The sequence below is a fragment of the Mycetocola manganoxydans genome, assembly GCF_003667545.1.
Classification (GTDB): Bacteria; Actinomycetota; Actinomycetes; order Actinomycetales; family Microbacteriaceae; genus Mycetocola_A; species Mycetocola_A manganoxydans.
Map to the genome: position 1 here is coordinate 205,243 of NZ_RCUV01000001.1, position 12,287 is coordinate 217,529.

The window sequence follows — 12,287 nt, forward strand, 5'->3', positions numbered from 1 at the left end:
GAACCGGCCGGGCGCCGTTCGGGTCGGCACGCGGGACCCTCAGGCGCGCGCGAACTGTTCACGGCGGAAGGGCAGGATCAGGGCGTGAATGTCCGCGTCCTGCGTGGCTCTCCCACGCCCGAGGAGATTGCCGCCGTCACCGCTGTCCTCACCGCGGCTGTCGTCGAGGAAGCGGCGCGGGCCGATGCCGTCCCGTCTGACGGTCCGTCGGCGTGGCAGAGGAGCCAGCGCATTCTGCGCTCCCCGCTCCAGGCCGGTGCCGGGCGCTGGCGGAACTTCTCCGCCTGACGGTCCCCCAAAGAGCCGACTAGCGGCGTGTGCACATGCCGAGCAGAATGAGAGCGCAAGGTGTCTCTCCTAGAGGGTTACACCACCAGACGATTCGCTCGATTAGGGTAGCAGCGGCGTTTGGGGGCGGGTCAGGGCGTTATTCGGGTTAACGTTCTGACCCGGGGTTTAGTGGGCCGGTTCGAAAGAGCCGGCCCTTTCCCTTTGTGCCGGAACTCAGCGCTCGGCTTGCCACGACTCGCGGCCAGGGCGGGCGGCGGGCGCCTGCACTGCGGGTCGGGGGATCTCTTTCCAGAGCCGCACCGAATCGCCGGGCTCATCGGGGTCCGTCGACGCGCTCAGCCCGACGAGTGTGACGGCGACATCGGAGTCCGCCGGAGCCGTGCGCACGATCAAGCGGTCCACATGGGTGTCGGCGATCACGACGGCGACCTCGTCGAGCACGGACTGGAGAGCATCCTCCGGCAGGTGATCGAGCGTGCCCTCGTCGAGCATGCTCACCGTGGTGCCGCGCCTGCGCGCCGCGAGCACGCTTGTCCGCACCGCATCGTTGAGCAACCGTCTTCCCCGGATCTCGTCACGGAGCCCCGCTTCGAGAACACGCGACTCGATGCGCTGGGCTTCGCTCAGTTCTCCGCCGGCGAGGATGATGTCGCGCAGGATCGGGAGGGCCCGCTTGCCGGTCTGCTCGAGCCGTGCGCGCCGCTCCTGCTCGTGTGCGTCCTGCGCAGCCTGCCACTTCGCGGCTTCCTGCTCAGCGACGGTGAGCGTCTGGGCGTCGTGTCCGACCTTCGCGAGCGAGCGGGTGAGAACTCCCGCGACGACGACCCACATGAGACTGCCGGTGACCCCGATCTCCATCGACGTCGGAATCCCACACCAGATCACCGACTGGACCGTGAGGAACAGGACGCCCAGCCAGCCGACGATCTCCTGCCGTCGCACCACCGTGATGGTCATGAGCGTGCCGATCGCCGACACATGCCAGGTCGCGTACCCGTTGTTGACGGCCGGGTCGAGCTGGCTGGTCACGAGCAGAGGCACACTGATCGCCGTCGCCAGGCAGAACGATGCGAGCCATGCCGGCATGGCCGTCGGGCTCGATGGCCACAGCGCCATTCCCGTCGCAGTGAGGTACAGCGCCATCGCCATCACGCTCGGCCACGGCGAGTCGGCCTGCGGCAGGGTGAGCAGCCCGCGAACGACGTGATAGAAGGAGAAGGCAGCAGCGAGCGCGAGCATCGTGTACCGGTTCAGTGCGATCATGCCGATGCCTCCTCGGTCGTTTCCTGCGTCGACTGCCGGGGGGCGGCATCCTCATCTGACCAGCGGATGTTGACCACGGTGCCAGCACCGGGTCGGGATCGGAGATCGACGCTTCCCCCGGCCGCGACGACGCGCTCGATGATGGACACCCTCAAGCCGAGTCGGTCGGCGTCGACGGCGGCGGTATCGAACCCGACGCCCTCGTCGCGCACGCAGACATGCACGACGGCATCCTCAACCTCGACGGCGACGCTGCGGCCGCCCGTGTCGCCGGCGTGCTGGATGCTGTTCGTCATGGCCTGGGCGGCGGCGAGGTACAGGCTCTCCGCAACGGGGAACGGGATGCTGTGGGCGTCGGATCCCCGGAGGGTGATCTCGAACGGCGTCTCGAGGTGAACCGCGTGCTGCCTGAGCACGTCGACGAGCCAGCCGATCGTGATCCTCTGCCCGGGGTCCGCGACGGGACCCTCGAGTGCGGCGAGCTTGCTGATGGCGTCGCTCGCCATGGCGACAGCCGCCCGCGCCTGCTCGGGCATCGATGCGCGTTCCGCGGCCTGAAGCGACGCGAGAACGGTGTCGTGGACGAGGGCATCCACTTCGATCCTCTCCGCCTCGAGCGCGTGTCGCCGGACGGCTTCGTCATACCGGAGGAACGCGGCCGACCTGGCTTCATCGACGGCACGGGCGGCATTACGGAACATCGTGATGAGGACGAGGATGACGAGCCCGATCATGGTTCCGTAGAGCGCATCCTGCACGGCGATATCAGCGTGGGTGATGTCACCGTTTTCGTCGATCACCCGGACCAGTCCGTAGACGGCGGGGGTGACCGCGATGTACACGGCCGCGATCCACGGCCGGAGGGCCTGGGAGACACTGGCACACGCGATGGCGCAGAGGTACCACGTCCACGGCTCGGTGATCGACTCGGCACCCGCTCCCCCGCTCGCAACCGCCCACAGCGCGACGGCCACGAGGTAGACGGCTGCGAAGAGCAGATTCGCGATCCGCTGCAATCGGGGGTTCACACCGAAGAGGATGACGGCGACGAGGAGGCCGAGGAGCGTCAGGAGGTAGAGCGAACCCATCGGCTCAGGGGCGACCAGACCGCTGCCAAGGGCGATGCTCAGTGTCTGGGCGCCGAAAACCAGGGCCATGAGACTGATCGAACGAGCGATGAGCTGCTCGATTCGAGCAACGCTGAAGCGCGGCTGAGTGTGGGCGGCGTCTCTCGCTACCCGGTCCAGATTGTCGAGAAGAGGTCCTCGCGGAACCGGCGAGAAGATCGCCCCTGACCGCTGCTGGTCAGTTGTCATCACCGGTGCCCGGGTTGAGTTCGGGCAGGATGCCATCTTCGACGGCGCGGCGGAGAAGGTCGACCTTCGTCGGCGCTGGGCGGCCGATGTCCACGTACTTTCCGCGAATGCGGTCGAGGTACTCCTTCACCGTCGACGGGGCGATGCCGAGCTGCACCGCAACGTCCTTCATCGGAAGTCCTGAGGCGTAGAGGTGGAGGACGTCCCGTTCACGGCGGCCCAGTTGAGCGCGACTGAAGTCACCGTCGGCGTCGATCGCACTCGCCCACTCCAGGTTGTTGAGTGCCTCACCGCTCGCGACCGTCTCGATGGCGGCCACGACGGCATCCGTCGGCGCCGATTTCGGGATCACACCGGCAGCGCCGGCGGCGAGCGCCTCGCGGACGGAGGCGACCCGGTCGGCGATGGAGTGGATGAGCACCGCTGACCCTGAGCCGTGCACAGCGCGGACGTTGTCGGTGATGTTGCTTCCGTCACCGAGGTTCAGGTCGAGCACGACGACGTCGGATGGTGTCGCCTCCGACGCCGACACGAACTCCTGCACCGTTGAGACACTGAGCACGACGGAGTGCCCCGCCGCCTCGCAGACAGCCGTCAGGCCCATCCGTACGGACTCATGATCATCGATTACCGCTATGCGCACCACAGAGCCCATCGTAGGGTGCCGCGGCGCTCAAGCGGGAAACCCTGTGCGCTCATCGGGTGAGAAGCGCGATGGACTCGAGGTGGTGGGTGTGCGGGAACAGGTCGAATGCGCGCAACGCCTTGAGCTCGTACCCCTCCGCAGCGAACAGCCCGATGTCTCTCGCGAGCGCGACGGGGTCGCAGGCGACGTAGACGAGCTGCGCCGGGCGCAACTCAGCGAGGCTGGCGACGACCTCTTTGCCCGCGCCCGAGCGGGGCGGGTCGAGGACGACGGTTCCGGCCGCCAGCCGTGTGCGTTCGGCGGCGCTGGACTGGGCGACGAGGCCACGGAGGTACGCGTCGACACGAGCGGTGATGCTCTGCGCGCCCACCCAGTCGGAGAGGTTCTCAGCGGCGTGGTCCGTCGCCCGTGCGGAGGACTCGACGCTCGTGATGCGGGTGGTGCTGCCGAACTTGTCACCGACGGCTGCAGCGAGGAGTCCGACGCCGCCGTACAGGTCGAGGTTCGCTGCGCGGGGGTCGAACAGCGCTTCGTCGATCGTCGACTGGACGAGACCGGTGAGCAGTTCCGCAGCCGAGCGGTGCACCTGCCAGAAGCCGCCCTCATCGAGGAAGAAGTCACGGTCGCCGACCCGTTCGATGATGGTCTGCTCGCGCCGGTTCGCCGGGCTCACACCCTTCTTCACCGGTTCACGCACCACGATGCGAGCGCTCTGGGTGCTGCTCGGGGCGATGATGTCGACGGACTCGGCGCCCCGGAACTGCTGGTCGAGCGGGGCGGCGGATGCCACTTCGTCTGTGGCGAGCGGGAGGTCACCGACGCGAATCACGCGGTGGCTGCGTGCGGCATACGGTCCGACGTTGCCGTCGGCGTCGACGTGCAGGCTGACCCGGGTACGCCAGGCGAGCCCGTCGCGTTCGTCGTCGCCAGGGACGGCTTCGACCTGCACATCGCTCTCGACTCCGGCGAAACGCTGGAGCGAGTCCGCGAGCACCTGCCGCTTAAGTTCACGCTGGTGCGACAGCTCGATGTGGCCGAATTCGGCCCCGCCGGCGCGCTCGGAAGGTGTCACGTCGATCGCCGCCGACGCCCAGACGTGGGCCTGGCGGTGAGGGGAGGCATCCAGAACCTCGACCGTCTCCGCGCGCCAGAAGCTCTTCTTCGACGATTCGGTGATGCGTGCACGCACGCGTTCGCCTGGGATGGCGTCAGCGACGAAAACCACGCGGCCGTCGAGCCGCGAAACGAAGACACCGCCGTGGGCTACGTTTGTAATCTCGAGTTCGACATCTGCTGGGTTGTTTTGCGCATTCACCCTTGAATCGTCCCACGGATGGCTGAGCATCGCTCGCGCCGCTGCCGGAAGGGACACGATGCAGCTCCACCTCGCCTCCACTTCACCCGCCCGACTGCAGCTGTTGCGACAGTCAGGAATCGAGCCCGTCGTTGTTCCGTCGCACGTCGACGAGGATGCCGCTGTTTCCGCCGCCGAGACGGCCTCCGGTTCTCCGCTCAGCCCGGAGGACACGGTCGCGCTCCTCGCGCAGGCGAAAGCGGAATCGGTGTGGCGGGACCTTCCCGCCCAGGATTGCCTCATCCTCGGCGGAGACTCGGTTTTCGTCGTCGACGGCGTCATCTACGGCAAGCCCCACACTCCCGAAGCGGCTCGCGAACGCTGGATGCTGCAGCGGGGCAGGACCGGCACACTGTACTCAGGTCACTGGCTGATCGAGCACCGGGCAGACGGCAGCGCCGGGCAGGCGGTTGGAGCCGTCGCATCCGCGAACGTCACCTTCGCCGCCGACATCACCGATACCGAGATCGACGCGTACATCGCCACCGGCGAACCGCTCTTCGTCGCCGGTGCGTTCACCATCGACAGCCTCGGAGCGCCGTTCATCGAGCGCATCTCCGGGGACCCGTCGACCGTGGTCGGCCTGTCGCTCCCGACGCTCCGCTCGCTGGTGCGGCAACTCGGCTACGACTGGCCTGCACTGTGGAATCGCGGCGGCGCCTTGTAGGCATCCGCAGGGTTATCGACCCTTTTCTGTGCGCACCGGCCAAAAGGGAGGGGCGTTCGGGCAATAGGCTAAGGAACTGTGTCGCGTATATCCAAGGTCCTCATTGCCAATCGGGGCGAAATTGCCGTCCGAGTGATCCGCGCAGCGCGCGACAGCGGGATCGGCTCGGTCGCGGTGTACGCCGACCAGGACCGCGACTCGCTGCACGCGAAGCTCGCCGATGAGGCGTACGCGCTCGACGGCGCGACGAGTGCTGAGACATACCTCGTCATCGACAAGATCCTCTCGATCGCCCGCCGCTCCGGCGCAGACGCGATCCACCCCGGTTACGGCTTCCTGGCCGAGAACGCCGACTTCGCCCGCGCCGTGATCGGCGCCGGACTGGTCTGGATCGGCCCGTCGCCCGAAGCAATCGAGAAGCTTGGAGACAAGGTCTCAGCCCGCCACGTGGCGCAGAAGGTCGGTGCACCACTTGCGCCCGGCACGCTCAACCCCGTCTCCGGCGCCGATGAGGTCCTCGCGTTCGTCGACGAGCACGGACTTCCCGTCGCCATCAAGGCAGCGTTCGGCGGTGGGGGCAGGGGCCTCAAGATCGCCCGCGAACGCGAGGAGGTCGCCGAAGCATTCGACTCCGCGACCCGCGAGGCCATCGCCGCGTTCGGTCGCGGTGAGTGCTTCGTCGAGAAGTACCTCGATCAGCCCCGCCACGTCGAGACCCAGTGCCTCGCGGATGCCGCCGGCAACGTCGTCGTCGTCTCCACGCGGGACTGCTCCCTCCAGCGCCGCCACCAGAAACTCGTCGAGGAAGCACCGGCGCCGTTCCTCACCGATGAGCAGAACAACCTTCTCTACAGCGCATCCAAGGCGATCCTCAAAGAGGTCGGCTACGTCGGCGCAGGAACCTGCGAGTTCCTCATCGGCAAGGACGGCACCGTGTCCTTCCTCGAGGTGAACACCCGACTGCAGGTCGAACACCCCGTCTCGGAGGAGATCACCGGAATCGACCTCGTTCGTGAGCAGTTCCGGCTCGCCGAAGGCGGCACCCTCGACTACGAGGACCCGATCCCCCAGGGCCACTCGATCGAGTTCCGGATCAACGGCGAAGACCCCGGCCGCGGGTTCCTGCCCCAGCCCGGCCCGATCCATGTCTTCAAGACCTTCGGAGGCCCTGGCATCCGCCTCGACTCCGGCGTCACCGCCGGCGACGAGATCTCCGGTGCGTTCGATTCCCTCCTCGGCAAGATCATCGTCACCGGTGCGACCCGCGAGCAGGCCCTCGAACGGTCCCGCCGCGCCCTCGACGAGTTCGAGGTCTCAGGGCTCCCGACGGTGTTGCCGTTCCACCGCAAGATCGTCCGTGACCCGGCGTTCACCGCCGAGAACGGCAGCTTCGGCGTGTACACGCGCTGGATCGAGACCGAGTTCGTCAATGACATCGAACCCTGGGACGGCGAACTCGACGGTCCCGTCGCCCCGGTCGGACGACACAGCGTCGTCGTCGAGGTCGAGGGCAAGCGCATCGAGGTCAGCCTCCCGACCACCCTGCTGCCCACGTCCGCCGGTCCTGGCCGTGCCCTCGCGCCTGCGCCAAAGCGTCACGGTGGAACAGGAACCGTCAGTTCTGCGACCGGCAACTCCGTGGCATCCCCGATGCAGGCGACGATCGTCAAGCTTGCCGTCGAGGACGGACAGCAGGTTGTCAAGGGCGACCTCGTCGTCGTGCTCGAAGCCATGAAGATGGAGCAGCCGATCACCGCTCACAAGGACGGAACCGTCGGGAACCTCAACGCCGAGGTCGGAACGACGGTGTCGAGCGGACATCAGCTGCTCACGATCACGAGCCTCTGACGCCGCGACGGGGCGAGCGCGACGTCAGTTGACGATGTGCATCGCCTTCGCGGCGTCGGTGATGCTGCCGGTCAGTGACGGGTAGACCGCGAACGCTCGGGCGATCTCGTCGACGTTGAGCCGGTGCTCGACGGCGATCGCGAGCGGGAAGATCAGCTCGCTCGCCCTCGGTGCGACGATGACGCCGCCGATGACGGTTCCGGAGCCGGTGCGGGCGAACAGCTTGACGAAGCCGTCCTTGATGCCCATCATCTTCGCGCGCGGGTTGGATTTGAGGGGAAGCTTGTAGATCTCGCCCTGGGCGAGGCCTTCCTCGATCGCCTTCTGGGTCCAGCCCACTGTTGCGATCTCCGGCTGCGTGAAGATGTTCGCGGCGACGTTCCGCAATTCGGTGGGGTTCACGGCGTCACCCATGGCGTGGAAGATCGCCGAGCGGCCCTGCATGGATGCGACGGATGCCAGCGGCATGAACGTCGTGCAGTCACCGGCCGCGTAGATGTTCGGGATCGACGTGCGCGCCACCCGGTTCACCCGGATGTGACCGGATTCGGTCATCTGCACGCCCGCTTCTTCGAGGCCGATGCCCGCGGTGTTCGGAATGGCGCCGACCGCCATGAGGCAGTGGCTGCCTTCGACCGTGCGTCCGTCCGAGAGGGTCGCGACGACACCGTCCTCTGTGCGCTCGACGCTCGATGCGCGGGACTTCGACAGCACCGTCATGCCGCTGCGCTTGAACACCTTTTCGATCACGGCTGCTGCGTCGGCATCTTCGCCGGGGAGAACCTGGTCACGGCTGGAAATCAGGGTTACCTCGGAACCGAGTGCGCGGTAGGCAGAGGCGAACTCCGCGCCCGTGACACCGGAGCCGACGACGATGAGGTGCTCGGGCACGGAGCGAAGGCTGTAGAGCTGGGTCCAGTCGAGGATCCGCTCGCCGTCGGGCATCGCGGACGGGAGCCTGCGGGGGCTGCCGCCGACGGAGACGACGATCGTGTCTGCTTCGACCCGGTCGAAGTCGGTGCCGCGCCCGCCGGACTCGGTCGAGACGATGACGGCGTCACGGCCGTCGAGTCGTCCGTCTCCGTGCACGATCCGCACGCCGGCCTCCTCGAGCCGCGTCCGCATGTCTTCCGACTGGTGGCGGGCGAGGCTCAGCAGCCGCTTGTTGACGGCGGCGAGGTTGACGGTCACCTCGGGCTTGACCGGCTTCCCGGTGTCGGTGCGAGCGAAGAACTGCACGCCCAACTCGCTCGCGCCACGGACGGCGTTTGTCGCTTCGGCCGTGGAGATAAGGCTTTTCGACGGAACCACGTCGGTGATGACGGCTGCTCCGCCGACTCCGGTGCGTTCGACGAGGGTGACGTCGGCTCCGAGCTGGGCGCCGGCGAGGGCTGCTTCGTACCCGCCCGGTCCGCCTCCGAGTACAGCGATCCGTTGTTTGCGCTCGAACTCGTAGGTCATTGCTCCATTGTCGCAGCACGGAACACCCTTGCCAAAACGCCCGCCTCCCCGCCACCCGCGGATTCCCGCGTCGGATCGAGGGGGATCGCACAACGGATGCTGCGACGCGGCTCGACGAATACCCCGCCGCTGAGTGCGCCGCTGAATAAGATGGGGGAATGTCTGACGCTTCCAGCAATCCCCTCGACGATCCCACCGCCGATCCCTTCGACGTCGCCCTGGGCGCTGCCGCCCAGATCGCCGAACGAACCGGTGTCGAACGACACGACATCGCTCTGACGCTCGGCTCCGGCTGGGGCAAGGCAGCCGAGCTCATCGGCGAGACCACGGCGACGATCCCCGCTCACGAGATCGACGGCTTCTCCCGACCGGCGCTCGAGGGCCACGTCGGCACCCTGCGCTCCGTCCTCCTGCCGAGCGGCAAACGTGCGCTCGTCATCGGCGCCCGCACCCACTACTACGAGGGCCACGGCGTGCGCCGGGTCGTCCACAGCGTGCGCACCGCGGCGGCAGCCGGGGCGACGACCATGATCCTCACGAACGGTGCCGGCGGCATCCGCGAGACCTGGACGCCCGGCACTCCCGTCATCATCCGGGACCACATCAACCTCACCTCGGATTCGCCCCTCGAGGGCGCGACGTTCATCGACCTCACCGACCTGTACTCGAAGCGCCTGCGCGAGCTCGCCCACGGCATCGAGCCGGACCTCGACGAAGGCGTGTACTGCCAGTTCAGGGGGCCGCACTACGAAACCCCCGCAGAAGTGCAGATGGCGAAGGTCATCGGCGGTGACATCGTCGGCATGTCGACGGCACTCGAAGCCATCGCGGCACGACAGGCCGGCATGGAAATCCTCGGCCTGTCGCTCATCACGAACCTCGCCGCCGGGATCCAGGCAACGCCGCTCAGCCACCTCGAAGTCCTCGAGGCCGGGCGGGACGCCGAGCCCCGGATCAGCGCGCTGCTCGCCCGGATCGTTGCGGCTCTGTGATGACCCCCGCAGGAACCGCCCATATCCTTACCGCTGCGCGAGCCTGGCTGGCGCAGGACCCGGACCCGGAGACCCGCCAGGAACTCGACGTCCTCATCCGCGACGCCGAGGGCGGGAGTGAGCCGGCTCTCGACGAACTGCACAGCCGGTTCGACACGAGGCTCGAGTTCGGCACCGCCGGTCTGCGCGGTCGCATCGAAGCGGGCTCCGCCCGGATGAACCGGGTCCTCGTCGGACAGGCCGCGGCCGGTCTCGCCGCGTACCTCGCTGAGCGTGAACCCGACGCCCGGCCGAGCATCGTCATCGGATACGACGGTCGCCGCAACTCGCGGGTCTTCGCGACCGACACCGCCGAGATCATGGCCGGAGCCGGCATCCGGGCAATTGTGCTTCCCCGGCAGTTGCCGACACCGGTCCTCGCCTTCGCCGTCCGTCACTTCGATGTCTCCGCCGGCGTCATGGTGACCGCGAGCCACAACCCGCCCGCCGACAACGGCTACAAGGTGTACCTCGGCGGCGCAGACGAGGGCTCGCAGATCGTGTCCCCGTCCGACGCCGAGATCGAGGCGCAGATTCTGCGGGTCGCCGCATCGGCGAACGTGCTCGAGCTGCCGCGAAGCACCGACTACGAGACGGCGGACGAGACCGTCGTCGACGCATACATCGCCGCGACGGCTGCGGTGATGACGAGCGAGCCTGTGCCGATGGAGGTCGTCTACACGGCCATGCACGGGGTCGGCTGGGAGACGTTCTCCCGGGTCGTCGCAGCGGCAGGACTCACACTCCCCCACTCCGTCGTCGCGCAACAGGAACCCGACGCAGAATTCCCGACCGTGGCGTTCCCGAACCCCGAGGAACCGGGAGCACTCGACCTGTCTTACGCGCTCGCTCGGGAGACCGGCGCGGAACTCATCGTCGCCAACGACCCGGACGCCGACCGCCTCTCGATCGCGATCCCGGACGCCTCCTCAACCGAGGGATACCGGCAGCTCAGCGGCAACGAGGTCGGGGCGCTCCTCGGCTGGCGTGCCGCCGTGCTGAACGCCGAACAGGGAAATGCGGGCGGCGTGCTCGCCTGCTCGATCGTGTCCTCCCCCGCGCTGTCCGCCGTCGCCAGCGAGTACGACCTCGACTTCGTCGAGACGCTCACCGGCTTCAAGTGGGTCTCCCGGGTACCGAACCTCATCTTCGGGTACGAGGAAGCACTCGGCTATCTCGTCAACCCGCGCACCGTTCGCGACAAGGACGGGATCTCTGCCGCGATCGACTTTCTCTCGATGGCATGCTTCCTCGCGGGCCACAACCTCACGGTCCAGTCGGCGCTCGATGCTTTCGCCGAGAAGTTCGGCTACTTCGCGAGCGACCAGTTGTCGTTGCGGGTCACCGATCTGTCCGACATCGCCGCGATCATGGCGCACCTGAGGGCGAACCCTCCCGCCGAGCTCGGCGGCGTCGGCGTCGAGACGATCGAGGACCTTCGCGACGGTTTCGGCGATCTTCCACCCACGGATGCCCTCCGGTTCCGTCTCACGGACGGCTCACGCGTCATGGCGCGGCCGAGCGGCACCGAACCGAAGATCAAGTTCTACCTCGACGTCAAGCGTCCGGTCGAGCGCAAGGACGAAGCATCCGTCGTCCTTGCCGCGGTGAAGTCAGACCTGTCCGCGATCGCAGCGGCAGCGACGGCCTGACCCTCAGCCGAGGGCTTTTTCGAGCTTTCGCTCGAGCTCATCGAGATCGAAGTAGTTCTCGATGATGACGACGTCGGCGAAGGTCTTGCCGATTTTGTCGACGAGCTCGGGCGACGTGAGGATGACCTGGGCGTCAGCCGCTGCGTCAGCGACCCCGGCGACGTCTGACGCTGTTACCTCGGCGTCGATGTCGAGGCGCTTCAGCACCCGCTCAGCGTTGACCTTGAGGATGCCGGATGTCCCGACACCCGCACCGCAGATTGCGACGATCTTCATGGCAGCCTCCCGGCCTGGTCAGTTGTCGGCGTCGAACACCCGGCGGACCTCGTCCGGGGTGGTGGCGGCCGCGATGGCCGGAATCGCGGACGCGTCGTTGAACACGTTCGCGAGTTGCGCGACCGTGGTCACGTGAGTCTCCGGCGTCGGTACGGCGAGACCGAGGACAACGCTCACCGGGTCGTTGTGCGGATGTCCGAACGCCACCGGCTCTGCGAGGGTCACGACCGCGAGCCCCTCCCTCAGCACATCCGAACCGGGGCGTGCGTGCGCGAGCGCCAGTCCGGGTGCGATGACGATGTAGGCACCGAATTCGTCGATGACCTCGATCATCCGGTCGGTGTACGACGTCTCGGTCGCACCGCTGCGCTCGAGTGCGTTGCCGACGAGCCGGACAGCATCCCGCCACGTTCCGGCGTCGGCACCGAGGTCGATGGCGGAGTTCGGGAGCGGGGGCAGGGACATCGTTGGTCTCACTTCAG

Annotated in this window: 12 protein-coding genes; 5 read left to right on the forward strand and 7 right to left on the reverse strand. The window is 67.5% G+C overall.

Annotation, left to right across the window (positions count from 1 at the left end; genetic code table 11):
- Positions 1-84: 84 nt before the first annotated feature.
- Positions 85-288 (forward strand): acyl-CoA carboxylase epsilon subunit, encoded by a 204-nt coding sequence (locus D9V29_RS00945; protein WP_229790391.1) that lies wholly within the window; start codon positions 85-87, stop codon positions 286-288.
- A gap of 216 nt (positions 289-504) precedes the next feature.
- Here the strand turns inward: D9V29_RS00945 and D9V29_RS00950 are convergent, their stop codons facing one another.
- Genes D9V29_RS00950 through D9V29_RS00965 form a run of 4 tightly spaced genes read right to left on the reverse strand, consistent with a single transcriptional unit; the run spans position 505 to position 4,831 of the window.
- A complete protein-coding gene (locus D9V29_RS00950) occupies positions 505-1,554 on the reverse strand; it encodes a DUF8320 family protein (RefSeq protein WP_121671445.1) in 1,050 nt (349 codons plus the stop codon).
- Positions 1,551-2,870, reverse strand: a complete 1,320-nt coding sequence (locus D9V29_RS00955; RefSeq protein WP_121671446.1) for a sensor histidine kinase — start codon at positions 2,868-2,870, stop codon at positions 1,551-1,553. The genes D9V29_RS00950 and D9V29_RS00955 overlap by 4 nt, the downstream gene beginning before the upstream one ends.
- Positions 2,860-3,516 (reverse strand): response regulator transcription factor, encoded by a 657-nt coding sequence (locus tag D9V29_RS00960; protein ID WP_229790390.1) that lies wholly within the window; start codon positions 3,514-3,516, stop codon positions 2,860-2,862. Before D9V29_RS00960 ends, D9V29_RS00955 begins: the two co-directional genes overlap by 11 nt.
- A gap of 49 nt (positions 3,517-3,565) precedes the next feature.
- On the reverse strand, positions 3,566-4,831 hold the full coding sequence (locus D9V29_RS00965) for a class I SAM-dependent RNA methyltransferase (RefSeq protein ID WP_229790389.1): 1,266 nt from the start codon (positions 4,829-4,831) through the stop codon (positions 3,566-3,568).
- A gap of 58 nt (positions 4,832-4,889) precedes the next feature.
- Here D9V29_RS00965 and D9V29_RS00970 point away from each other — a divergent pair, with 58 nt between their 5' ends.
- Positions 4,890-5,537, forward strand: coding sequence for a Maf family protein (locus tag D9V29_RS00970; RefSeq protein WP_121671448.1), 648 nt, complete (start codon positions 4,890-4,892; stop codon positions 5,535-5,537).
- A gap of 78 nt (positions 5,538-5,615) precedes the next feature.
- Positions 5,616-7,385, forward strand: coding sequence for an acetyl/propionyl/methylcrotonyl-CoA carboxylase subunit alpha (locus D9V29_RS00975; protein WP_121671449.1), 1,770 nt, complete (start codon positions 5,616-5,618; stop codon positions 7,383-7,385).
- A gap of 24 nt (positions 7,386-7,409) precedes the next feature.
- Here the strand turns inward: D9V29_RS00975 and D9V29_RS00980 are convergent, their stop codons facing one another.
- Complete coding sequence (locus D9V29_RS00980; RefSeq protein ID WP_121671450.1) at positions 7,410-8,846, reverse strand: NAD(P)H-quinone dehydrogenase; 1,437 nt, start codon at positions 8,844-8,846, stop codon at positions 7,410-7,412.
- A 158-nt stretch (positions 8,847-9,004) separates the two neighbouring features.
- Between D9V29_RS00980 and D9V29_RS00985 the strand changes: the two genes are divergently transcribed.
- Both D9V29_RS00985 and D9V29_RS00990 read left to right on the forward strand, forming a co-directional pair.
- Positions 9,005-9,838: a purine-nucleoside phosphorylase gene (locus D9V29_RS00985; RefSeq protein WP_121671451.1), complete on the forward strand. Its 834-nt coding sequence runs from the start codon at positions 9,005-9,007 to the stop codon at positions 9,836-9,838.
- Entirely contained in the window at positions 9,838-11,529 is a 1,692-nt protein-coding gene (locus D9V29_RS00990) for a phospho-sugar mutase (protein WP_121671452.1), read from the forward strand. The genes D9V29_RS00985 and D9V29_RS00990 overlap by 1 nt, the downstream gene beginning before the upstream one ends.
- 3 nt (positions 11,530-11,532) lie before the next feature.
- Here D9V29_RS00990 and D9V29_RS00995 read toward each other — a convergent pair whose 3' ends face one another.
- Together D9V29_RS00995 and D9V29_RS01000 are read right to left on the reverse strand one after the other, a co-directional pair.
- Positions 11,533-11,805, reverse strand: coding sequence for a PTS sugar transporter subunit IIB (locus D9V29_RS00995; protein ID WP_121671453.1), 273 nt, complete (start codon positions 11,803-11,805; stop codon positions 11,533-11,535).
- Positions 11,806-11,823: 18 nt separating this feature from the next.
- A complete protein-coding gene (locus D9V29_RS01000) occupies positions 11,824-12,270 on the reverse strand; it encodes a PTS sugar transporter subunit IIA (RefSeq protein ID WP_121671454.1) in 447 nt (148 codons plus the stop codon).
- Positions 12,271-12,287 lie beyond the last annotated feature (17 nt).

Excerpts from the sequence above, each read along its gene's own strand:
- D9V29_RS00995 (WP_121671453.1), bottom strand. The coding sequence starts at position 11,805 with ATGAAGATCGTCGCAATCTGCGGTGCGGGTGTCGGGACATCCGGCATC.
- D9V29_RS00970 (WP_121671448.1), top strand. The coding sequence starts at position 4,890 with ATGCAGCTCCACCTCGCCTCCACTTCACCCGCCCGACTGCAGCTGTTG.
- D9V29_RS00980 (WP_121671450.1), bottom strand. The coding sequence starts at position 8,846 with ATGACCTACGAGTTCGAGCGCAAACAACGGATCGCTGTACTCGGAGGC.
- D9V29_RS00990 (WP_121671452.1), top strand. The coding sequence starts at position 9,838 with ATGACCCCCGCAGGAACCGCCCATATCCTTACCGCTGCGCGAGCCTGG.
- D9V29_RS00955 (WP_121671446.1), bottom strand. The coding sequence starts at position 2,870 with ATGACAACTGACCAGCAGCGGTCAGGGGCGATCTTCTCGCCGGTTCCG.
- D9V29_RS00985 (WP_121671451.1), top strand. The coding sequence starts at position 9,005 with ATGTCTGACGCTTCCAGCAATCCCCTCGACGATCCCACCGCCGATCCC.
- D9V29_RS00950 (WP_121671445.1), bottom strand. The coding sequence starts at position 1,554 with ATGATCGCACTGAACCGGTACACGATGCTCGCGCTCGCTGCTGCCTTC.
- D9V29_RS01000 (WP_121671454.1), bottom strand. The coding sequence starts at position 12,270 with ATGTCCCTGCCCCCGCTCCCGAACTCCGCCATCGACCTCGGTGCCGAC.